The sequence below is a fragment of the Catenulispora sp. GP43 genome, from assembly GCF_041260665.1.
Taxonomy (GTDB): domain Bacteria; phylum Actinomycetota; class Actinomycetes; order Streptomycetales; family Catenulisporaceae; genus Catenulispora.
Window position 1 is genome coordinate 13,971 of sequence record NZ_JBGCCT010000008.1, and the last position, 20,630, is coordinate 34,600.

Sequence of the window (20,630 nt, forward strand, 5' to 3'; positions counted from 1 at the left end):
GCGGTCTTCGGTACTCGTGGGTAGCTTCCCCGGCGAAGCCCCCCTTCGCCACCGACCGGAAGGCTCCATCCCCATGCCCCACGCGATATCGCGCCGCTTCGCCGTGCTCGCCGCCGCTTCCGCGGCCGTCGCCGGAACCGCGATCTTCTTCGGCCCCGACGCGCCGGCCGCGCACGCCGACATCACCTGCTCCACCGCCTACCTGCCGCTGCCGGACCCGGTCTGCACCCCGGGCGCGCTGAACCCGGACGTCACGCAGGACACCATCGACTCGACGATATGCGTGTCCGGCTGGACCGCGACCGTCCGTCCGCCGACGTCGTACACCAACGCGCTGAAGGTGAAGCAGATCGCCGAGTACGGCTATAGCGACACCAGCACCAGCGACTACGAGGAAGACCACTTCATACCGCTGGAGCTCGGAGGCGCCCCGCGCGACGCGCAGAACCTGTGGCCCGAGCCGCACTACAGCAGCGACGGTTCGGGGAACACCTCGTACACGAAGGACCAGGTCGAGAACAAGCTGAAGAAGGCTGTGTGCGACGGCAGTGCCGGTCTGAGCGACGCGCAGAACGCGATCGCGACCGACTGGACGACGGCGCTGGCGACGCTCGGGCTGAGCTGAGCCGGCCTATTCCTCTTCCACCTGTGCGGCCTGTGCCCGCCCCGCCTCGGTGAGGCGGGCCAGCGCCGCCAGGTGCCGGTCGAAGGCGGCGCGTCCGTCGGCCGTCAACGACAGCCAGGTGCGCGGCCGCCGGCCGACGTGGCCCTTGCGGATGCGGACGTATCCCGCCTCCTCCAACGCCGTCGCCGCCTTAGACAGTGTCGGCGCGGCGATGGCGCAGGTCTCCGCGACCGTCCCGAACTCCGCCTCGGCGCACCCGGCCAGGAACGCGGCCAGCTTCAGCTTGGGCAGCGTCCCGAAGGCCTCGTCCGGCTCGGCCTGTCCGTCAGGTCCCGGCCCGGTGATCACCGCGCGGCCTGCCGCGCGAGCCGCCGCCACGTCGTGGCACCGAGTACCAGGCCGGCCGCGATCTCGATCCAGCCCCAGTGCGCGCCGACCACGAGCACCATCGCCGCCGCCGTTCCCGCCGCGGCGATGCCGAACGTGCGCAGACGCTGACGCCGCCGCGCCGGATCGTCGACGCAGTCGTCGAACCTCGGCACCACCCCGGCCCGCCGCCATCCGGCGACCACCGGCAGCATCGTCGCGAACGTCACCAGCACCAGCGCCGCCCCGGTCAGCCCGCAGATCCGCGCGAGCGTCCCGTGCAGCAGGAAGCTGACGCCCATCAGCGACAGCGAGGCGGCGTAGCCGATGCCGATGGCCGGCGGGAACCAGGCCGGGAAGGCGGGCCGGTCGGCGGCGGCGCGCAGCGCGGTCGCGGTGTCGAAGGCGGCTGCGGGGGTCAGGTCGTCGTCCGTCATACGTTTCACTCTAGCATCTAGTTTCCATTTGGAAACTAGATGCCGATCGGAGGGTCGGCCGCCGCCGGCTCAGCGGTAGAGCGGCAGGCTGCCGCTCAGCTTCTGCACCGCCTTCTTCGCGCCGACCACCGCGACGCCGACGTACACGTGCTCCTCGGCGCCCGTGTCCTGCATGGCCTGCATGTACGAGCCGTAGTCCCGGGCCGCCTGGGCCGAGGCGGTGAAGTCCACCAGGAACACGTCCGGCTCCGCGAGCGCCTTGGCGACGATGCCGCGCAGCACCTGCGGGTCGGCCTTGAGGACCGGCAGCGGTACCTCGGTGATCGGGTGGTGCAGCTGGCCGTCGCGGTCCTTGACCTCCGGTCCCAGCGCGGATTCGCCGTACGCGTCGCCGATCGAGAGCGCCAGGACGGCCGCGGCGTTCATCGCCAGCCCCGTGGGCAGCGCCCCGTCGACGACGATCGCGCACTTCTCGAAACGGGGCAGGGCGGCTTCGGACATCGGCATGGGGAACTCCTCGGGATCGAACCATCACCGGACTCGGGGGCCGAGCGTAGCTCGTGGTGCGGATCAATCGCTCAAGATCCGAATTAAGTTCTGCTAGGTTGCCAGGGTGACCGATTTAGACGCCATTGATTCGGCGCTGCTGGCGCTTTTGCAGAACGATGGACGGCGTACGAACCGCGAGCTGGCCACGATGCTGAACATCGCCCCGTCGACCTGTCTGGAGCGGATGCGCTCCCTGCGCCGGCGCGGCCTGATCGTCGGGTACCACGCGCAGGTGGACCTGGCGGCCATCGGCCGGACGCTGCAAGCGCTCATCGCGGTGCGGGTCAGGCCGCCGAACCGGGCCGTCATCGACGGGTTCCGGGCGTTCGTGGAGCAGCTGCCCGAGGTGCTGTCGGTGTTCGTGGTGTCCGGCGGCGACGACTTCCTGATCCATGTCGCCGTCAAGGACACCGATCAGCTCCAGGCTCTGGTGCTGGACAAGCTGACGCGGCGCAAGGAACTCGCGGACGTGAGGACGTCGCTCGTGTACGAGCACTTGCGCAAGACAGAGATCGCACCGCTATAAGGCTCGGCGGCCGGGCTGGGCAGCTTCTGCCCCGACCCGGCCGCCGTCGGCCGCCCTCACCGGCGCGTCACAGGCTGGTGGCCGTGATGTCGCCGGTGGACGTGGTGGCCTTGATGGTCAGCGCGGCGTCGGCACCCTCGCTGTTCGCCAGCGCGTTGGTGATCCGGCCGCGGCTGGTGCCGGCGTCCAAGGTGGCCGCGACGCCGTGGGCGGCGCGCACGGTGATGCTGCCCGCCTCGGTGCGCAGCTCGACCGCGCCGGCGACCGCCTCGGCGACGGTGATGTCGCCGGTGCCGTTGCTGATCCGCGCCGGACCGGTGAGCCGCCCGACGGTGACCTCGCCGGTGTGCACCGTGAGCCGGAGGCCGGCGACCTCGGCGAGGTCCACCGTGCGGTACCCGCCGTCGAAGACGACCTCACCGAGCCGGCCGGTGCCGTAGAGCTCGGCCGCGGCGGCCTTGCCCTGGAGCCGGGAGCCGGCGGGGACCTGGATCGTCACGTCCACCGAGCCCGAGCCGAGCAGACGGCCGGCCTCGGCGGTGACGACGCGCAGCACGCCGTCGGCGAACTCGACCGAGGTCTGCTCGGCGGCCTTCACGTCCCGCTTCTTCGAGGCCTCGGCCGGCAGCACCTCGACCGTGGACTCGGCGCGCTCGCCGGCGACCAGCCGGACCCGGCCCGCCGGGATGTCCAGGACCACGAGGACCGGGCTGGCGGTGGCGAAGGTGTTCATGGTGTTCTCCCTGTCTGCGCCGCGGGCCCCGTCGGCCCGCTGTCGTGTCTTCACTTTCGGCGGGCGCGCTGACACGGGCCTGACCCGGTCCTGACAGCACCGCTGACACGGTTGACACGGCTGACATGGCTAGGCTGGTGGCCGTGGACGGAGAACTGAGCGGCGGAATCACGAACGCGGGCGCGGTCTTCCGACGCGGCGAGTTCGTGGATCGGCCGGCGCAGGCGCACGCGGCGGCCATTCATCGTTTCCTGGAGGCCTTGCCGGAACACGGTTTCACCGGCGCCCCCACGCCTGTCGGCCTGGCCGACGGACGCGAGCAGCTCACCTACGTGCCCGGCGATGTCGCCCTTCAGCCGTATCCCGCCTGGTCCATGACCGAGGCGGCACTGACATCGGTCGGCGCGCTCCTGCGGCGATTCCATGACGCGTCGTCGGCGATTCCGCTGGAGCCGGGCGTCCCGTGGACTACGGACCTGGCCGATCCGCGCGGTGGCACGATGCTGTGCCACAGCGATGCCTGCGTGGAGAACGTCGTCTTCCGCGACGGCGAGGCCTACGCCCTGATCGATTTCGACATGGCCGCACCGGGCCGTCCGCTCTGGGACGTCGCGATGGCCGCACGCTACTGGGTCCCGATGCTCGATCCCGAGACTGCCGCGCAGTTCCCGTCCTACGTCGGGCTCGATCCCGTGCGCCGCCTGCGGATCCTCGCCGACGGCTACGGGCTGTCGGCCGACGATCGATCTGTGTTGCTGAGTGTCATTGACGAGGTGACGGTGGTCGAACGCGCGGAAATCGCAGCCCGGCTCGAAGCCGGTGACACGTCATTCGCCAAGGCCTTCGACAAACACGGCGGATGGGCTACCTGGGACCGGTTGCAGGCCTGGCTCGTGGATCAGCGCGCGACCTTCCTTGCCGCGCTGCTCCGGTAGACGGCCCACTACAGCATGGCCATAAACAGCACGGCCCACAACAGTCCGAGGCCGCCGGGGCCGGTTCGGGAAACCGGCCCCGGCGGCGATCAGCGGATCATCCGTGCCCTTACTCGCTCTCCAGCACCTCGGCGAACGCGATGATCACACCGCCGGTGGCGTGCTGCTTGGTGGCGCCGACCAGCGGGCCGGCCTCGGCGGCGGCGGCGCTGGCCGCCGCGTAGTCGGCGAAGTACAGGTCCAGGATGCGGTGGGCCGGGGTGGGGCTGCCGTCCTCCTTCGGCCAGACCTTGGAGGCCTCCAGGCGGACCAGGCCGGGGAGCTTGCGGGCCAGGGCGAGCTGGTCGGCGTAGGCGGCCTCGAAGGCCTCGGGGTCGGTCGGGTTGGAGTACACGAAGGTGATCTTGGTGGGGTTGCTGTACCCGGACATGGTGGTCTCCCGTTGAGTTGCTCGAATGAGGTTCGTGGTTCCGTAAGGTGGCCCCACTCACTGTTCGACGAGCGTATTCAGAGGAATGGGCAGGGACTATGACCGCTCCGCCGGAAAACCTTGCAGATCGTCCAGCGGCCGTCGCGGGTGTCGGCGAGACCCACGACCTGCTGTCGGAACTCCTGCGAAGCGTCCGGCTCAGCGGTGAGCGGATCGTCGCCTACGCCCCGCCGCCGGAGTTCTCCATCGGGTTCGCCGACCGGGGCAGCCTGCACATCGTCGAGGAGGGCGAAGTCACCCTTCAGATCGAGGGTCATCCGCACGTCGAGCATCTGCGGGGCGGCGACTTCGTGCTGTTGCCGCGCGGCGATTCGCACTCCATCAGCGGTACCGGCAGCGGTACCGGCAGCGGTACCGGCAGCGGTACCGGCAGCGGTACCGGCAGCGGTACCGGCAGCGGTACCGGCAGCGGTACCGGTCCGGGCGCGCGATGGCTGTGCGGCACGTTCACCATCGGTGACCCGCAGGCCAGCCACCTGCTCGGGAGCCTGCCGGCGGTGATCATCCTGCGCGGCTCCGGCGGTCCGGATCTGGAGGCGCTGGAAGGGCTCGAAGTCGCCCGCCGGATGATCGTGCTGGAGATGCAGTCGCCGTCGCAGGGTTCCGCGGTGATGGTCTCCCGCATCCTGGATCTGATCTTCATCCAGATCATGCGCACCTGGGCCGCTGGTGCGGACGCCGAGCCGAACTGGCTGGCCGGCGCCTTCGACCCGCAGATCGGCCTGGCCCTGAGCGCCATCCACCGCGATCCCGGCCACGACTGGACGGTCGACGAGCTGGCCCGGGCCTGCGCCCTGTCGCGCTCGTCGTTCGCCGCGCGCTTCGTGGGACGGGTCGGCAAGCCGCCGGCCACCTACCTCGCGCACGTGCGCCTGGACGCGGCCACCAGCCTGCTGCGCGACACGTTCCTGCCGGTCGCGCAGGTCGCCGAGAACGTCGGCTACGCCTCGGAGGCGGCGTTCAGCCGGGCGTTCCGGAACCGGTACGGCACGCCGCCGGCCCGTTGGCGGCGCGACGTCCGGGTCCGCTGACGGGGCCCGTCCTGTCAGGCCTCTGAGCTATCGGACTTATCAGGCCTCTGAATCAGCCAGCCGCTTGCGGTCGGCGGTGATGACCGCCTCGGCGGCGGCGCGGTCGGCCCACGTGCCGGGCTGCGCCTGCCGCCCGGGCTCGGTGTCCTTGTAGATGTCGAAGAAGTGCCCGATCTCGTCCAGCCGCTCCTGGGGCACGTCGGACAGGTTCTGGATGTCTTCGTAGCGGGGGTCGCCGGCCGGGACGCACAGGATCTTGTTGTCCTCGCCGCCCTCGTCGTGGGAGCGGTAGAGGGCCACCGGCCGGACCGACACCTCCACGCCGGGAAACGCTGGATCGTCCAGGAGTACCACGGCGTCCCGCGGGTCCCCGTCCAGGGCCAGCGTGCCGGGGATGTAGCCGTAGTCGGCCGGGTAGCTGGTCGAGGTGAACAGCTGCCGATCCAGCCGGATGCGGCCCAGACGGTGGTCCATCACGTATTTGTTCCGGGAACCGGCCGGTATCTCGATCACCACGTCGAATCGCATCATGGTCTTCACGTCGAACGCGGTACCCGGGTTGGGTCAGGAGGAAACGCAGGAAATGCCGCTGAGTGGCTGGTTCGCTCCGTTGATCACCATTCCCCACGACGTCGCTGCTCCCGGCGCCAGGGATCCGTTGTACGAAACGGAGTCCGCGGTCACCGCCTGGCCGGATTGGCTGGCCGTCACGTTCCAGGAGCTGGCGATCGTCTGCGCACCGGCGAAGGAGAAGCGCACAGCCCAGGCGGAGGTGGCGACGGCACCGGTGTTGGTGACGGTGAACGCGAGCTGGTAGCCGCCTGACCAGGAGCTGGTCACCGAGGAGGTGACCGAGCAGCCGGCGCCTGCGGCCGAGCTGGAGGGCGAACTGGGTGAGCTGGGTGAGCTGGGTGAACTCGGCGGCGAGGAGTCGCTCGAACTCGGCGTCGAGCTCGGGCTGGAGCTCGGCGAACTGGAACCCGACCCCGGCGCTGTCGTGTACGTAACCGGCGTATAGGCGGCGCCGCAGTTGCTCCCGCACGAGGACGGCAGCGAGAAGCTGTACACCTGCCCGCCGTTGACGAGGTTGTCCGACGCGTCGGTCACACGGATCTGGTAGCTGGACCCGGCCGCGACCGTCGGCCCGATGATGTAGGCCTGCCCCATGTCGCTGTCCATGGCCGCCGAGACCCAGGTCCCGTTCGCCGACAGGTACTGCACGCCGTGGATCCCGTTGGCCAGGTGCGACACCGAGATCGCTGGCCAGTACACCTGCGCGCCCTGCAGGAAGCCGATGTTGATGTCGCCGCTGTAGCCCGGCGCGTTGATGAACTGCCAGCTCACCTGCCGGTTGTTCCAGTGGTCCAGCAGGTCGCCGACCGCTGCGCCGTTCAGCTGGAAGCGGTCGATCGAGTCGGTGTGCAGGTCGAGGTGGTACGGATCGTCGCGGCACCAGGCGTTGGAGTCGCCGCAGCTGTCGGCGACCAGCATGTTCAGCGTCGCGCCGTTGTACTTGTCGGCGACCCACGAGCCGTTCCGGCAGAACGGCTCGTTCTGCGCGCCGTCGTTGGTGCCGGTGCAGAAGTCGCCGATGGTGACCTTCACCCAGCGGCCGCAGTTCAGGCCGTTGTCGAACATGCCCAGGATGCCCGCCTGCGCCGGCGGCACCGGCCGGGGGAACTGGCCGTAGTTCCCCGGGGTGTTGAAGACGTTCAGGGCGATGAAGTCCTGCGAGTCCAGGTTCGCCTGCGGCATGCCGCATCCTCCGTAGGGCGCCCCGAGCCCGTCGAAGTGGGTCGCGTTGCCGCTCACCGGCGAGGGCGTGCCGCCGACGCCGAGCGCCTGGGCCGGGGTGCCGAGCAGCGCGGCGGCCAGGGCGACGATGAGGGCGGCGGCCGCGGCCAGGGCGGTGCGCAGGATCGCGCGGTGGCGGCGTCGGTGAGGGCGTGGGCGGTGAAGGCGAGAGCGCTCAGGGCGAGGGCGGCTGGGCTGCGGCGGTGATGCCGGTCTGATGTGGCGCACGGTGGCGGCTCCCTCGGTCGGGTCCGTGGACGCGGGCGGGCCGGGTTCTCGGGCGGGCCCGGCAGTGGCATGGTCGGCCGCGGGTCCGAACAGCGTCAAAGCTCTGCGAAGTCCTCGCAGGTCACCGCGGCCGTATCGCGAAACTTTCGCGGCGCCCGGTCCGGGCCGCCGCGAACCGCCGCGCGCCAGTACGGCCTCTGACATGCCCGTTCGACGAGGTTCGACGAACTGCCCGCCGAGCAGCGGTTTTCCCGTCCCGTAACGGTCCGCGGCGACAGAGCTACGCTCCGCCCGACACAGTCCGCCACATCTGTATCTGTGGAGAGGCGAATGGAAAGGCGAGCGATGTGAGCAGAAAGATCCCCAGGAAGCTGGCCGGCGTGCTGCTCGCGCTGGCCGGCCTGATCGGGACCACCGTCACCCTCGCGCCGACGGCCTCGGCGCACGGGGCGATGATGATCCCCGGCAGCCGGACGTTCTTTTGCTACGAGGACGGCCTGACCTCCACCGGCCAGATCGTCCCGCAGAACCCGGCCTGCCAGGCGGCGGTGGCCACCAGTGGCACCACCCCGCTCTACAACTGGTTCGCGGTCGGCAACCGCAGCGGTGCCACCAGCGGCGGCACGGTCGGCTTCATCCCCGACGGGAAGCTGTGCAGCGGTAACAGCGACTACTACGACTTCTCAGGGTTCGATCAAGTCAGCGCCGACTGGCCGGTCACACACCTGACCGCCGGCGCGGACATCACGATCGACTACAACCGGTGGGCCGCGCACCCGGGCACCTTCAGCCTGTACATCACCAAGGACGGCTGGGACCAGACCAAGCCCTTGACCTGGGCCGACCTGGAGCCGGCGCCGTTCTCCACGATCACGAACCCGCCGAACACCGGCACCGTGGCGACGCTTCAGAGCTACTACTCCTGGAACGCCACGCTGCCGGCGAACAAGACCGGCCGCCACATCATCTACTCGGTCTGGGCCCGCTCCGACAGCCCCGAGACCTTCTACGGCTGTTCGGACGTCGTGTTCGACGGCGGCACCGGCCAGGTGACCGGCATCGGCGCGACCGCACCGCCGCCGCCCTCGGTGCCGTGTCAGGCCACGTACTCGGTGACCAACTCCTGGAGCGGCGGGTTCCAGGGACAGATCACCGTGACCAACCCCGGCACCACCCCGATGAACAAGTGGACGGTCGGCTGGGTGCTGGCCGACGGCGAGACCGTGGTCAGCGCCTGGAACGGGACGGTGTCGCAGTCCGGGTCGCTGGCGTCGATGAAGTCGGCGGACTGGAACTCGCAACTGGCCGCCGGAGCGAGCACGAACTTCGGTTTCGTCGCGAACCAGACGGCTGCTCCGACCCAGCCGGAGAGCCTGTCCTGCACCAGTCCGTAGGGCCGGACTGTAGGACCAGACCGTCCCTGCCGTCTGCGATGAAGGGTCCTGTCATGTCCATGCCGGTCACTCGTCTGCTCCGTCGTGCGGCCATTGCCGCTACGGCTGCCGTGCTCGCCTGTGGGCTGGCGGCCTGCAGCCACTCGTCGGGGGCCAAGAGCATGTCCGGCATGGACATGAACGGCATGGACATGCCGGCCATGGGAGCGCCCAGCGGCCCGAAGATCGCCCCGGCGGTGGCCGCCGACAATGGGCTCCACGGCGGCGTCGGCGACTATTCCTACGTCGTCGGCGCCTCGCCGCCGGCAGCGGGTTCGCCGGCGCCGTACACGTTCCACATCACTGGCCCCGGCGGTCAGACCGTCACCCGGTTCCAGCCGTACGAAGGTCAACTGCTGGTGTTCTACCTCGTCCGGACCGACCTCGGCGACTTCCACCAGCTGACCGCCTCGATGCGCGCCGACGGGACCTGGACGGTCGAACTGCCGGCGCTGACGGCCGGCTCGTACCGCACCTACATCACGTTCGCGGCGCCCGATTCCAGCGTCGGAACCCCTTTGTCCTACTCGCTGTCGCAGCCGCTGACGGTGCCCGGTACAGCGACCGTTGCCGATCTGCCCGCAGCAACCGACTCGGCTACCGCTGACGGTTATGCGCTGAAGCTGACCGGCGCGCCACACCGGGGATCCGAGACGGACCTCGGAGTCGCCGTCACCAAGGACGGCAAGCCGGTCCAGCAGTTCGACCGGCTGCTCGACGGCTACGCGCACCTGACCGCGTTCCACGCCGGGGACGCGGCCTTCGCCCGGGCGCTGTCCACGGGACGCTCCGCCGGCGGCGCCAGCGGGGCCGGAGCCCTGACGGCGCAGATCCTCTTCCCCGAGGCCGGCACGTGGCGGTTGTTCGTCCAGTTCCAGACCTCGGGAATCGAACACACGGCCGCGTTCACGGTGGAGGTGCCCTGATGTATGTGCGCAGCATCCGCACTCTGGCCTTGGTGGCAGCGGCGGTTCTGGCCTTGTCGGCGATGTTCGTCTTCGGATCGAAACCGGCCGAGGGCGCCGGTACCGGCTGCACGGTCGCCTACCAGGTGAACCAGTGGAGCGCCGGCTTTACCGCCGACGTGACGGTGACCAACAACGGCCCGGCGCTGAGTGCGTGGACCGCGACCTGGTCCTGGAGCGGGAACCAGCAGGTGACTTCCGCCTGGAACGCGCAGGTCAGCCAGAGCGGACAGCAGGTCAGCGCGGCCAGCGAGCCCTACAACGGATCGGTCGCGGCTGGGGCCACGGTCGGATTCGGCTTCCAGGCCACGTATTCCGGGGCGAACGGAGCGCCTGCTGACTTCGCGTTCAATGGTGTGCCGTGCAGCGGCATCGGAACGCCGAGCTCGCCTTCCAGCTCACCGCCGACCTCGCCGACCTTGCCGTCCACGTCGCCGCCGACCTCGCCATCCAGCCAGCCGAGCAGCGGCCCCTGTCCGGCGAGCGCGGTGTTCTGCGACGGCTTCGAGAATCAGACCTCTAATGTGCCCTCCGGCCGATGGTCCGTCGTCACCCCGAGTTGCTCCTGGACCGGCACCGCCGCGATCACCACCGCGCAGGCGCACTCCGGCCTGAAGTCCCTGGAGATCGACGGTCACGGGACGTACTGCGACCACGTCTTCGCCGCCGACTCCACCGACATGCCGGCCGCCGCGCCGACCTGGTACGTCCGCTTCTGGATGAAGCACACCGCGCCGCTGCCTACCAACCACACCACATTCCTGGCCATGAACGACTCCGCGCATGGCAACACCGACCTGCGCCTGGGCGCGCAGAACGGCGCCCTGATGTGGAACCGCCAGTCCGACGACGCCACGCTGCCGGACCAGAGCCCGGCCGGCGTGGCACAGAGCGTCGTGTTCCCGACCGGTACGTGGGAGTGCCTGGAGTTCTCCGTGGACGGCACCAGCGGTCAGATCCACACCTGGTACGACGGAAGCCCCGTCGCGGGCCTGACCGAGGACGGCGTGTCCACGCCGGACGTCGACGACCAGTGGCTGTCCGGCAGCGGGGCCTCATGGCGTCCGCAGCTCACCGATCTGAAGCTCGGCTGGGAGGACTACAGCGCCGGCGACGACACCTTGTGGTTCGACGACGTGGTGCTGAGCACGAGCCGGATCGGCTGTTGAGGTTTGCAATCCCCTGATAACCGTTTCAGCAGTTCCATCGAAGGGAGTCACTGGTTTGAGAGTGGGGAGATTTGTGAGCGGGGGCGGATTCTCGAGCGGGAGCAGATTCGGCACGCTCGCCGCGGCCGGGCTGCTCGCCGTCACCGGCGTCGTGGCCGCCGTCCCGGGCGGCAGTGCCGCGGCGTCCACCGCCACGGCCGCCACTGCCGCCGCGCAGGTCGATGTCACCGTCAACACCATGGAAGGCCTGGGCACCATCCCGGCCACCGGCTACGGCCTCAACAGCGCGGTCTGGGACAGCCAGATGAACACCCCGGCGGTCCAGGGCCTGCTCGGGCAGGCCGGGATCGGGATGCTGCGCTACCCCGGCGGCTCCTACGGCGACATCTACGACTGGCAGACCAACACCGCTCCCGGTGGCTACGTGGCCCCCGGCACCGACTTCGACTCCTTCATGGGCACGGTGAAGAAGATCGGCGCCCAGCCCATCCTGATCGCCAACTACGGCACCGGCACGCCCCAGGAGGCCGCCGACTGGGTCCAGTACGCCAACGTCACCAAGGGCTATGGCGACAAGTACTGGGAGGTCGGCAACGAGAACTACGGCAACGGCTACTACGGCAACGGCTGGGAGGCCGACGACCACAGCAGCAAGAGCCCGGCCACCTACGCCCAGAACGTCATCCAGTACAGCAAGGCGATGAAGGCGGTCGACCCCACGATCAAGGTGGGCGCCGTGCTCACCCTGCCCGGCAACTGGCCCGACGGCGTGGTGGCCGCCGGGGATTCGGCCGACTGGAACCGCCAGGTGCTCTCGATCGCCGGCTCGGCGGTCGACTTCGTCATCGTGCACTGGTATCCGAACGGCGGCGGCGCCGCCACCGCGCTCGGCGAACCGGTGCAGCTGCCGGGGGAGCTGGCGCAGCTGCGGAGCGAGATCAGCGAGTACGGCGGGGCCGGCGCCTCCCGCCTCGGTATAGCGCTCACTGAGGTGAACGCCGGTGTCGACGAGGACACGCAGCCGGATGCGCTGTTCGGGGCCGACACCTACCTCACGGCGCTGGAACAAGGCGTGTTCACCGTCGACTGGTGGGACACCCACAACGGACCGACCCAGATCAGCACCGCGCCCGACGGGGCCACGGACTACGACGACTGGGGCGTGCTGTCCAGCGGCGCCTGCGTGGGCTCGGTCTGCGAGCCGGCGATGAACACGCCGTTCCCGAGCTACTTCGCCATCAGCATGCTGAGCAAGCTCGGGCGCCCCGGCGACCAGATGGTCCGGGCCGGCACCGATCTGCAGCTCGTCGCCGCGCACGCGGTCAAGCAGGCCGACGGGAACCTGGCCGTGATGCTGGTGAACAAGGATCCGGCCAACAGCTACACCGTGAACCTGCACTACGCCGGGTACACGCCGAGCACCGCGACGCCGACCGTCTACACCTACGGCGACGAGGGCACCGCGATCACGGCCGCGACGGCCGGGACCAGCGCCGTCCAGACGCTGCCGCCGTACTCGATCGAGACCGTCGTGCTGACCCCGTCCGGCAACCCCGTCAGCATCCTGACAGCGCCGGGCTCGTCGGCGGTCTCGCAGGTCACCGGGACGCAGGCGACGGTCAGCTGGACCCCGTCCACCGGCGGCACGGCCACCCGCTACGAGGTCTACCGGCAGTTCGGCACGACCAGCGAACTGCTCGCCGAGTCGACCTCCACCTCGGCGACGATCGCCAATCTGGTTCCGGGCACCGGCTACACCCTCAACGTGCTGGCCACCGACCAGAACGGCGATCTGTCCCCGCCCTCGGACCCGCTCACGTTCACCACCGGAACGCCGGCGGCCGGTACCTGCGCGGTGGACTACCAGGTGACGACGGGCTGGGGGAACGGCTACGTCGCCTCGCTCACGGTCACCGACACCGGACCGGCCCCGATCGACGGCTGGTCGCTCACCTTCACCTTCCCCAGCGCCGGTGAGTCCCTGTCCTCCGGCTGGAACGCGAACTGGTCCGGTACCGGCCAGAACGTCGAAGCCACCAGCCTGAGCTGGAACGCGAACCTGGCGGCGGACGGCGGCAACTCAGCCAGCATCGGGTTCGTCGGGAACAACACCGGGGCGTATCCGTCCCCGGCGGCGATCAGCCTGAACGGCACGATCTGCACGACCACCTACAGTTCCTGATCGCAGGCTCCTGCGCCCCGGCTCCGGCTCCGGCTCCGATGCCGGGCCGGGGCGCTTGCGGCTATAGCTCGGCAGGCGATATATATCGTCCATGAGTTCATCGAGTGACCCGGCGGGGGATCGCACGAGCGAGGTTCTGCAACGGCGGTATGACAGGCTTCTGACGGTTCTGCCGAAGGCATACCGCGCCGAGCGCGGGGAGGAACTGCTCGCCGTGCTCATGGACAAGAGCGGGCCGCGGCAGCAGTGGCCGACGATCGGCGAGGTGTTCAGCCTGGCCGGGTTGGGGATCCGCGTCCGGTTCGGGGCGGAGCACCGGCCGGCGTCGGCCGCCGGCCGTGCCGAGGTCGTCCGCATCGTGGCCTTGCTCAGTGTTCTGCTGATGGCGGTGCAGGGGATCGTCGAGGCGGCCCTCATGGCCCGGTTCATCCTGTACGAATCGGGCAGTGTGCCGCCGGTGTTCAGGATGGGCACGGCGCGGGAATGCAGCGCCTTGGCCCAGGCCGGCTGGCCGGTCGCCTTTGTGGCGCTGATCGCGGGGTGGCGGCGCACGGGCATCGCGCTGGTCGCGGCGTTGGCGGCCGGCGCCATACTCACCAGGGATTCGTCCGCTATGGGGATGTCGCCGTACGCACGCCTGTATGGCGCGATTCCCTATGTGGTGACCGCCGGCGCGGTCGTGCTGTCCTTCCGGCGCGGCGCCGCCCCGGTCCGCGACCCCCGGCGTTGGCTCGCGGCCCTGATCCCCACGGCCGCCTTCGGCGTCGCGAGCCTCGCCGACGTGCTGCCGCCGATCGTGCACCGAGCCGCCCCGGTGACCGGCAGCGAAGTCACGTACGCGATCCTGCTCGCCTCGGCGCTGGCGGTCTGCGTCCAGGCTTGGAGCTCGCCGGTGTGGCCGGTCGCCGCGGCGACCGGCGTCCTGGGCTGTCTCGCCCCGGAGCTGGTGGAGGAGATGACCGACCCCTTCTTCAGCATCGGCTCGTTCGCCGCGGTCGCGGCCGCGATGAGCGTCGGTTTCCTCGTGCTGGCCGTGCTGTCCGCCGGCAAGCAGCGCATGGCGCTCCGGGACCTGCCTTCCCAGCGGGGGTGAGGCAGGTCCCGGGAGTTCGCGATGCTGTCAGCGGGCTGATATGCCGGTGCTCAGCCCCGGCTGCGTCGCCGCCGTCACCGCGACCTCCTCGACCTCCCGCACCAGGTGCTCGATCTGAGCCGGCGACATGCCGCGGGTGTCGGCCTCCACCAGCAGGGTGACGGCGTCCGGACCGTCGTCGACGTGCAGGAACAGCCGCTCCACCGGATCGTTGCGGCGCTGGGTCCAGATGAAGCGGCTCGCGGCGCGCGCCGCCGCGAAGTCCTCGGCGGTCGGTGCGGGGGCCGGGGTGTCGGTGTCGGTCGCCGGGGCGACGCGGCGGTCGTTCAGGAACGAGGCGATGTCCAGCTCGGCGCCGCGTTCCCGGCCGATGGCCTCGGTCATCTCGTTGAGCTGCTCCGGGTCGAAGTAGCTGTGCTTGAGGGCGTTCATCGCCGCCGGGCCGGCGCGGTCGATCACCTCCTCGACGGTGGCGTCGGCGACGTCGAGCAGGACCAGGCCGGCCTGGGCCGCGTGGCAGACGACGTCGGCCAGCTGGTGCCGGAAGCGGTTGCCGATGACCGGCCGGAACAGCACCGGGTGCACGCCGGTGACGTGCGCCAGCGCGATCGCGTACACCGCGAACAGGATCCGGGTCGGGTCGGCGCCGGTGCGCTCGCGCAGCGCCGCCAGCGCCGGCCGCAGCGCGGGGGAGTAGTACTCGGCGCTCCAGTAGCGCGGCCGGCGCGGGTCGGCCGAGGCCGGGAACGTCGGGGTCGGCATGACCCGCAGGATGTCGGCGAAGTGTCGCAGGGTCCTGTCGCTGTGCCGGCGGCCGGCGGGCGAGCGCTGCCAGGCGCTCTGGTCCAGCTGCTGGAGCCCGGAGGGCGCCGCGGTGGCCCGGGTCGCGACATCGCGGAGCATGATCTCGGCCCCGCCGCCGTCCAGCGCCAGGTGGTGCATGGCGACGATCATCCGCGTCGCCTCGCCGCCCTGGCGCACCACGCCCATCCGCACCGGCCATTCGTTGCGCAGGTCGTAGGGCTGGTGCTGGTAGTGGGCCGAGACGGCGGCGGCGAGCTCGTCGACGGCCTCGGGGTCGGCGTCGGCGTCCAGGTCGAAGACGTCCAGGTGCGTCGATCCGGAGCCGAACAGCTCCTGGGTCAGCCGGCCCTGCGGGTCGAAGCGCAGCCGGGTCCGCATCGAGGGGAAGCGGTGGTGCAGATACGCGAGCTCCTCGGCGATGGCCTCGACCGGCGTGCCGGGATCCACCGGCCGCCAGCCGCCCAGCGGCAGCCAGTTCCCCTGCCGGGTCATGGACTGCCAGATCTCGTGCTGCCCCCAACTCAGCCCGGCGACGCCCTCTCCGTCGCCGGCGAACTCCACCGGAACGTGCTCCGTCGGCACCGGCACCGGATCCACGGCCGGCCCGACCCCGGGCAGCCGGGCACCGGCGATCTCGGCGACCTGGTGCTGCCAGATCAGGGTCCGGCGATGGTCGAGCTCATCGGCCGGCTGGTCCCGATCGGCCCCGAGCACCAGGACCCGGCGCAGCGTCGCGGCCTCGGCCCCGGTGAGCGCGGCCAGCACGGCCGCCTCGTGGTCGTCGTCGGGATCGACGCCGGGCCGCAGCGCCAGCAGGACGTCGGTCTGCACGCGGCCGCGCAGCCGCGCGGAGGCGACGAGACAGTCGTGGAACTGCGGCGCGCCGTCCAGGATGCGCTTCTCGACGGCCGCGGGATCGAGCTGGTGGCCCTCGTCGAGCTCGACGGGGTCGTAGGGGATGAATGCGGGCTCTGTTTCCGGGGCGTGCCCGCTGGTCGGGTGCGAGCCAAGATGCATAGCGCATCATATCCCGTTCATATCAGCAGTCGTCGATAGCCTCGGGAGACTGTCTCGCGGAGCGGCGTCGCGGCCGCCTGACCGCTGTTCCTCAACGGTTTCGGCTCGTACGCTGCCGCCATGCCGAACGCGAAGCGTGCGCAATCGATGCTCTCGACAACCGGTTTGGGAAAGGCTCCCGCACGGGGTCGAGCGACGCGTCCATGGCAACGCGGCGGCAAACCGGTGGGCGTCCGACAGGCCGCGCTCGACCGGAAGGCGGCCGAGCTCTCGCTGAAGTACTTTCGGCGCGGCTCGGCGCTTCCGCGCCGGACCAGTCACCTCGCTTCCGCGGATGCCAGTCCCCGCCCTTTCGCGGTGAAAGCGGACGTTATGTATGAGCGTGCTTGTTTGCAGATCCTCTGGGACGGCAATGCTCTGAGCATCTTCGGTGGGCGGGGGTACACCTGGCCTGTCTCGTCCGGCGGCGTCGAGTCCGACTTCCTTCCGCCCGCGATGGGCAGCCCCAAGAGTGTCACCTCCGCGCCCTTGGCCAACGCCCCTGTCGTCGTCGGCCTCGCTCTCCTGAAGTCGGCGTCGCGGCCGATCGACCTGCTTCTGTTCCTCGACAGCCGCTCGCGCCGGCTGGGAGCCGTGCACGTCCGCGGCTTCAGCGAGGCGGCGATTTCCGACGTGGCCCGCAAGGCTGGTGTCGAACTCAGCGTCTACGAGCTGCCCGCCCGCTTCGGCCGTTCCGGCCGCTCCCGCCAGGCGGCGGTCACGGCCATGTTCCCCCGGTCTGTTCTGTACCGGTAGTCACCGAGCGGCGGTCGGCTCCACCCCCGGGGTGGAGGCGCGCCGCCCACCTGCGTCCCTGGGCCCCTCGGGTGGAGATCCCGTTTTCCACCCGCGCGCCGATGCCCGCACGGGTTCCCGATCGCCAAGCTGGGACGGCTGGGATCACTCGGGCCCCGGCGACGGGATGAAGGGGATTGCTTCGTGTTCCACAAGACCATCAGGGGCAGGGCGTGGCCGATGGCGGCCGCGCTGAGCCTGCTGCTGGGCGGCGTGCTCTGTGCGGCCGGCCCGGCGGCGGCTGTGGGTGATGTTGCTACTGCTACTGCTACTACTGCTGCTGCGCGCGGCGTACTGAGTAGCCGTGATTGCGACGCCGGCACCACGCTCGGCCGCGTGCAGGGCCTGGCACAGGGCACCACCTGCGCCTACCTCGGTGTCCCGTACGCCGCACCGCCCACCGGCGCGCGCCGCTTCCTGCCGCCGGCGCCGCCCGCGCGCTGGCACGGCACCCTCCAGGCGACCGCCGCCAAGCCTGGCTGCCCGCAGGACCTCAGCGGCGGGGGCGGCGGCAGCGAGGACTGCCTCTACACCCAGATCTGGCAGCCGCGCTCCGGCGGCGCGAACAAGCCGGTGCTGGTGTTCCTGCACGGCGGTGCGGACGAGTTCGGCGCGGCGAGCGAGCCGGTGTTCGACGGTTCGGCGCTGGCGGCGCGCGGCGACGCGGTCGTGGTCAGCGTCGACTACCGGCTCGGGATGCTCGGCTGGACCGAGCTCGGCGGCCTGGACCGGCGGTACGCGGGCTCGGGCAACAACGGCTTGCGCGATGAGATCGCGGCCCTGACCTTCGTCCAGCGCCAGATCCGCGCTTTCGGCGGCGATCCGCGTGAGGTCACCGTGTTCGGCCAGTCCGCCGGCGCGGTCTCGATCTCCGCGCTGCTGGCCGGAGACCACCCCGAACGCTTGTTCCGGCGTGCCATCGTGGAGAGCGGTCCCGGCTACCTGGTCCACACTCGGCAGTACGCCGACGATGCCGCGGCGCATCTGTTGAGCGTCGGGAACATCACCAGCGTGGCCCAACTGGACGCGATGAGCACCCAGCAGCTGATGGAGTTGCAGAACAAGGCCCAGCAGGGAGTGTCAGGCCTCGCCGACGCCCTGTTCTTCGGCCCCGCGATCGACGGCACCCTGATCCCGGGCCCGGTGGCGGACCGCATCGCGGCGGGCAGCGCCCGGAACGTCGACCTGATGGTCGGCACTACCGAGAACGAGACCGACTACTGGGCCCTGTTCGCACCCCAGGTGCTGGACTTGCCCCTGTCGGCGTACCGAAGCTTCCCGACGGTCCTGGCCCCCCAGAAGCAGGCGATGTTCGACCAGTACGCCGCCGACCGCCCCGGCCTGCCACCCGGCCGCGTGGTGAACGCCATGCTCACCGACCAGATCTTCCGCGTCCCCACCCTGCGCATGGCCCAGGCCCAATCTTGCTGGCGGCCCACCTACGTCTACCAGTTCGACTGGCACGTCCCCTATGTCAGCGGCCTGCCGGAAGCCCAGAACCTCGGCGCGATGCACACCGAGGAGATCCCCTTCGTCCTGGGCAACCTGGACCTCGCCGGCTACCCGCGCGGCGCCGCCACCCTGGCCGCCGAGCGCCCCCAGCTCACCACCCTGTCCCGGGACATGATGGACGCCTGGTCCGGCTTCGCCCGCGACGGCCGGCCCGGCTGGCCGAGCTACACCCCGGCCACCCGCGCCACGAAGATCTGGGACGTGCCGGAGCGCGTGCAGGACGGGCCGCAGGAGGCTGAGCGTGCGATGTGGAACGCGTATTCGTTCCCGTCGTGGGACTTGGAGCCGTGGGTCGCGGCGCCGGGGGAGGAGTTAGGCGTCGCTGGCTGATGCGTGCGCGGTAGGGTGCCGCGGTGGACATGCCGGCCTATTGGCTCCGCAGACCTGAGCTGCGCCGTGACGGCGCGACCCTGGCGGCGGTCGACCAGTTGTTGGCCCGGGCGCTCGAACAGGGCCCGGGCCACCCCGTCGACTATCGGCTCGACCTGCCGAAGTGGCAGTTCCTGTGCCATGCGGCGGAGCGCGCGGACCTGGTGCTGCACGCTCGGGCGACCCCGGCATCGCCCGGTTCGAGCCGCGCCAGCCGGACGACACGCTCGAGTTCAGCAGCCGCCGCGCCGTCTTCGCCGCTGCCGACGGCTTGTGGCCGATGTACTACGCGGTTCTGGACCGCGAGCACCATCCGATGATGCTATGCAACTCCTGCGTCCGGCTCGGCTCGCAGATCGGCGAACTGAGCGAGCCGTACTACTACTTCTCGATCAGCGACACGGCGCTCGAACAGAATCCGTGGCGTACGGGGATGGTCTATCTGCTGCCGGCGGCCACCTTCGAAGCCCAGCCGCCGCTCGCGGTCGGGGATGCGCAGGCCCACGTCGCGCAGGCGGCGAGTCCGGTCCCGGTGGAGCCGTTGGCCAAGCTGGCGGTGGGTCCCGAAGACTTCCCCTTCCTGGACCGGATCCGCGGTCACCGGGATGCGGACCTGCAAGCACGTATTGCCGCGGATCCCAGTGGGTTCCCCTGGGTATCTACAGCGCCTTGACCATCACCGCCACGCCGCCCCGCTGCGAAGCGATGACCCGCCGCCCCGGCGCGAGTTCCGAGTCTGTCAGCTCCGCCAGCGGGATCCGCCGCCCGGAACCGTTTCGGAGCAGCGTCGAGTCGTCCACGTCGAGGGTCACGCTCTCCCCGTCCTCGCCTTCGATGCGGACCGAGGCCGCGTCGACTGCGGCGATGTAGCCGACGACCGCGGCCGGCGCCGCCGGGTGCTGGAACCGTACGTCGATCGACAGCCGCAGGCCGTCCGGCGAGCGGTTCGGCAGGCCGGTGTGGACCAGGGCCTCGTGCATGAGCACGACGTCGCCCGGTTCGTACACGGCGCCGCGCCACAGGTCCTCCAACGGCGGTAGTTCCTCCAGCGGTACGCAGCCCTGGCGGTGGCTGCCGGCCGCCACCGCCAGGCCGCCGAGTTCGGCGTCGACGGCCATCAGCGGGATCCAGGCCGTGGTCATGTCGAATCCCGGATTGAGCAGCGCGTCCTGGTGGATCAGGGTCGCGCTGCCCGGCGCCATGACGCGGTAGCGGGCCAGCGGGATGAAGCGGACCGGTGCGCCGGCGACCTGCGTGAAGAAGGCCGCCACCGATGGGGTGGCGACCAGACGCTCCCAGAGCTGCTGCTCGTTCAGTGCGTCCTGGAGTCTGGCGTCGTCCTCGCCCGACAGCGGCATGCGCTGAACGAGTCCCCGTTCGACCAGTGTTCGGACCACCTGGCGGCCGGCGGCCAGCACCGCGTCCTGGTCCAGGACGTCGCGGAAGAACAGGTATCCCTCGTTCTCGAACAGGGCTCGAAGGTGCGGCGGATCGCCGAGGTGGTCATTGGCCACGCGCAGCTCGGACACCAGCTGTTC

Annotated in this window: 21 protein-coding genes; 12 read left to right on the top strand and 9 right to left on the bottom strand. The window is 70.5% G+C overall.

Going from position 1 to position 20,630, the window contains the following annotated elements:
* Positions 1-73 precede the first annotated feature (73 nt).
* Positions 74-625 carry a hypothetical protein gene (locus ABH926_RS17715; RefSeq protein ID WP_370366744.1) on the top strand — a complete coding sequence of 184 codons (552 nt, stop codon included), beginning with the start codon at positions 74-76 and terminating at the stop codon, positions 623-625.
* Positions 626-631: 6 nt separating this feature from the next.
* Here ABH926_RS17715 and ABH926_RS17720 read toward each other — a convergent pair whose 3' ends face one another.
* The 3 genes from ABH926_RS17720 to ABH926_RS17730 form a co-directional block, all read right to left on the bottom strand.
* Complete coding sequence (locus tag ABH926_RS17720; protein ID WP_370366745.1) at positions 632-973, bottom strand: transcriptional regulator; 342 nt, start codon at positions 971-973, stop codon at positions 632-634.
* A complete protein-coding gene (locus ABH926_RS17725; protein WP_370366746.1) occupies positions 970-1,428 on the bottom strand; it encodes a hypothetical protein in 459 nt (152 codons plus the stop codon). Before ABH926_RS17725 ends, ABH926_RS17720 begins: the two co-directional genes overlap by 4 nt.
* 69 nt (positions 1,429-1,497) lie before the next feature.
* On the bottom strand, positions 1,498-1,935 hold the full coding sequence (locus ABH926_RS17730) for a DUF2000 domain-containing protein (RefSeq protein ID WP_370366747.1): 438 nt from the start codon (positions 1,933-1,935) through the stop codon (positions 1,498-1,500).
* A 106-nt stretch (positions 1,936-2,041) separates the two neighbouring features.
* Between ABH926_RS17730 and ABH926_RS17735 the strand changes: the two genes are divergently transcribed.
* Positions 2,042-2,503 (top strand): Lrp/AsnC family transcriptional regulator, encoded by a 462-nt coding sequence (locus ABH926_RS17735; protein WP_370366748.1) that lies wholly within the window; start codon positions 2,042-2,044, stop codon positions 2,501-2,503.
* 67 nt (positions 2,504-2,570) lie between these two features.
* On the opposite strand, the gene ABH926_RS17740 is transcribed toward ABH926_RS17735, so the two are convergent.
* Positions 2,571-3,236, bottom strand: a complete 666-nt coding sequence (locus tag ABH926_RS17740; RefSeq protein WP_370366749.1) for a DUF4097 family beta strand repeat-containing protein — start codon at positions 3,234-3,236, stop codon at positions 2,571-2,573.
* A 125-nt stretch (positions 3,237-3,361) separates the two neighbouring features.
* Between ABH926_RS17740 and ABH926_RS17745 the strand changes: the two genes are divergently transcribed.
* A complete protein-coding gene (locus tag ABH926_RS17745; protein WP_370366751.1) occupies positions 3,362-4,171 on the top strand; it encodes a phosphotransferase in 810 nt (269 codons plus the stop codon).
* A gap of 109 nt (positions 4,172-4,280) precedes the next feature.
* On the opposite strand, the gene ABH926_RS17750 is transcribed toward ABH926_RS17745, so the two are convergent.
* Positions 4,281-4,601 (bottom strand): EthD family reductase, encoded by a 321-nt coding sequence (locus ABH926_RS17750; RefSeq protein WP_370366753.1) that lies wholly within the window; start codon positions 4,599-4,601, stop codon positions 4,281-4,283.
* Positions 4,602-4,699: 98 nt separating this feature from the next.
* On the opposite strand from ABH926_RS17750, the gene ABH926_RS17755 reads away from it, so the two are divergent.
* The gene (locus ABH926_RS17755; protein WP_370366754.1) at positions 4,700-5,692 is read left to right on the top strand and encodes a cupin domain-containing protein; all 993 of its coding nucleotides are present in this window, start codon (positions 4,700-4,702) and stop codon (positions 5,690-5,692) included.
* Between the two features lie 39 nt (positions 5,693-5,731).
* On the opposite strand, the gene ABH926_RS17760 is transcribed toward ABH926_RS17755, so the two are convergent.
* Positions 5,732-6,220 (bottom strand): inorganic diphosphatase, encoded by a 489-nt coding sequence (locus ABH926_RS17760; RefSeq protein WP_370367062.1) that lies wholly within the window; start codon positions 6,218-6,220, stop codon positions 5,732-5,734.
* Between the two features lie 36 nt (positions 6,221-6,256).
* A complete protein-coding gene (locus ABH926_RS17765; RefSeq protein WP_370366755.1) occupies positions 6,257-7,714 on the bottom strand; it encodes a cellulose binding domain-containing protein in 1,458 nt (485 codons plus the stop codon).
* Positions 7,715-8,061: 347 nt separating this feature from the next.
* On the opposite strand from ABH926_RS17765, the gene ABH926_RS17770 reads away from it, so the two are divergent.
* The 5 genes from ABH926_RS17770 to ABH926_RS17790 all read left to right on the top strand — a co-directional run bounded on the left by ABH926_RS17770 (position 8,062) and on the right by ABH926_RS17790 (position 14,556).
* A complete protein-coding gene (locus tag ABH926_RS17770) occupies positions 8,062-9,108 on the top strand; it encodes a lytic polysaccharide monooxygenase (protein WP_370366756.1) in 1,047 nt (348 codons plus the stop codon).
* Between the two features lie 170 nt (positions 9,109-9,278).
* On the top strand, positions 9,279-10,073 hold the full coding sequence (locus ABH926_RS17775) for a hypothetical protein (RefSeq protein ID WP_370366757.1): 795 nt from the start codon (positions 9,279-9,281) through the stop codon (positions 10,071-10,073).
* Positions 10,073-11,281 carry a cellulose-binding domain-containing protein gene (locus ABH926_RS17780; RefSeq protein ID WP_370366758.1) on the top strand — a complete coding sequence of 403 codons (1,209 nt, stop codon included), beginning with the start codon at positions 10,073-10,075 and terminating at the stop codon, positions 11,279-11,281. The genes ABH926_RS17775 and ABH926_RS17780 overlap by 1 nt, the downstream gene beginning before the upstream one ends.
* A 73-nt stretch (positions 11,282-11,354) precedes the next feature.
* Positions 11,355-13,463: a cellulose binding domain-containing protein gene (locus tag ABH926_RS17785; protein ID WP_370366759.1), complete on the top strand. Its 2,109-nt coding sequence runs from the start codon at positions 11,355-11,357 to the stop codon at positions 13,461-13,463.
* Between the two features lie 91 nt (positions 13,464-13,554).
* Positions 13,555-14,556 (top strand): hypothetical protein, encoded by a 1,002-nt coding sequence (locus tag ABH926_RS17790; RefSeq protein ID WP_370366761.1) that lies wholly within the window; start codon positions 13,555-13,557, stop codon positions 14,554-14,556.
* 27 nt (positions 14,557-14,583) lie between these two features.
* On the opposite strand, the gene ABH926_RS17795 is transcribed toward ABH926_RS17790, so the two are convergent.
* Positions 14,584-16,377: a condensation domain-containing protein gene (locus tag ABH926_RS17795; protein WP_370366762.1), complete on the bottom strand. Its 1,794-nt coding sequence runs from the start codon at positions 16,375-16,377 to the stop codon at positions 14,584-14,586.
* A 120-nt stretch (positions 16,378-16,497) separates the two neighbouring features.
* Here ABH926_RS17795 and ABH926_RS17800 point away from each other — a divergent pair, with 120 nt between their 5' ends.
* From ABH926_RS17800 to ABH926_RS17810, 3 genes are all read left to right on the top strand, one after another.
* Positions 16,498-17,172 carry a hypothetical protein gene (locus tag ABH926_RS17800; protein WP_370366763.1) on the top strand — a complete coding sequence of 225 codons (675 nt, stop codon included), beginning with the start codon at positions 16,498-16,500 and terminating at the stop codon, positions 17,170-17,172.
* Positions 17,173-17,355: 183 nt separating this feature from the next.
* Complete coding sequence (locus tag ABH926_RS17805) at positions 17,356-19,053, top strand: carboxylesterase/lipase family protein (RefSeq protein ID WP_370366764.1); 1,698 nt, start codon at positions 17,356-17,358, stop codon at positions 19,051-19,053.
* A 163-nt stretch (positions 19,054-19,216) separates the two neighbouring features.
* Positions 19,217-19,765 (top strand): hypothetical protein, encoded by a 549-nt coding sequence (locus ABH926_RS17810; RefSeq protein ID WP_370366765.1) that lies wholly within the window; start codon positions 19,217-19,219, stop codon positions 19,763-19,765.
* On the opposite strand, the gene ABH926_RS17815 is transcribed toward ABH926_RS17810, so the two are convergent.
* Complete coding sequence (locus ABH926_RS17815) at positions 19,752-20,621, bottom strand: phytanoyl-CoA dioxygenase family protein (protein ID WP_370366766.1); 870 nt, start codon at positions 20,619-20,621, stop codon at positions 19,752-19,754. The genes ABH926_RS17810 and ABH926_RS17815 overlap by 14 nt on opposite strands.
* Between the last annotated feature and the right edge of the window lie 9 nt (positions 20,622-20,630).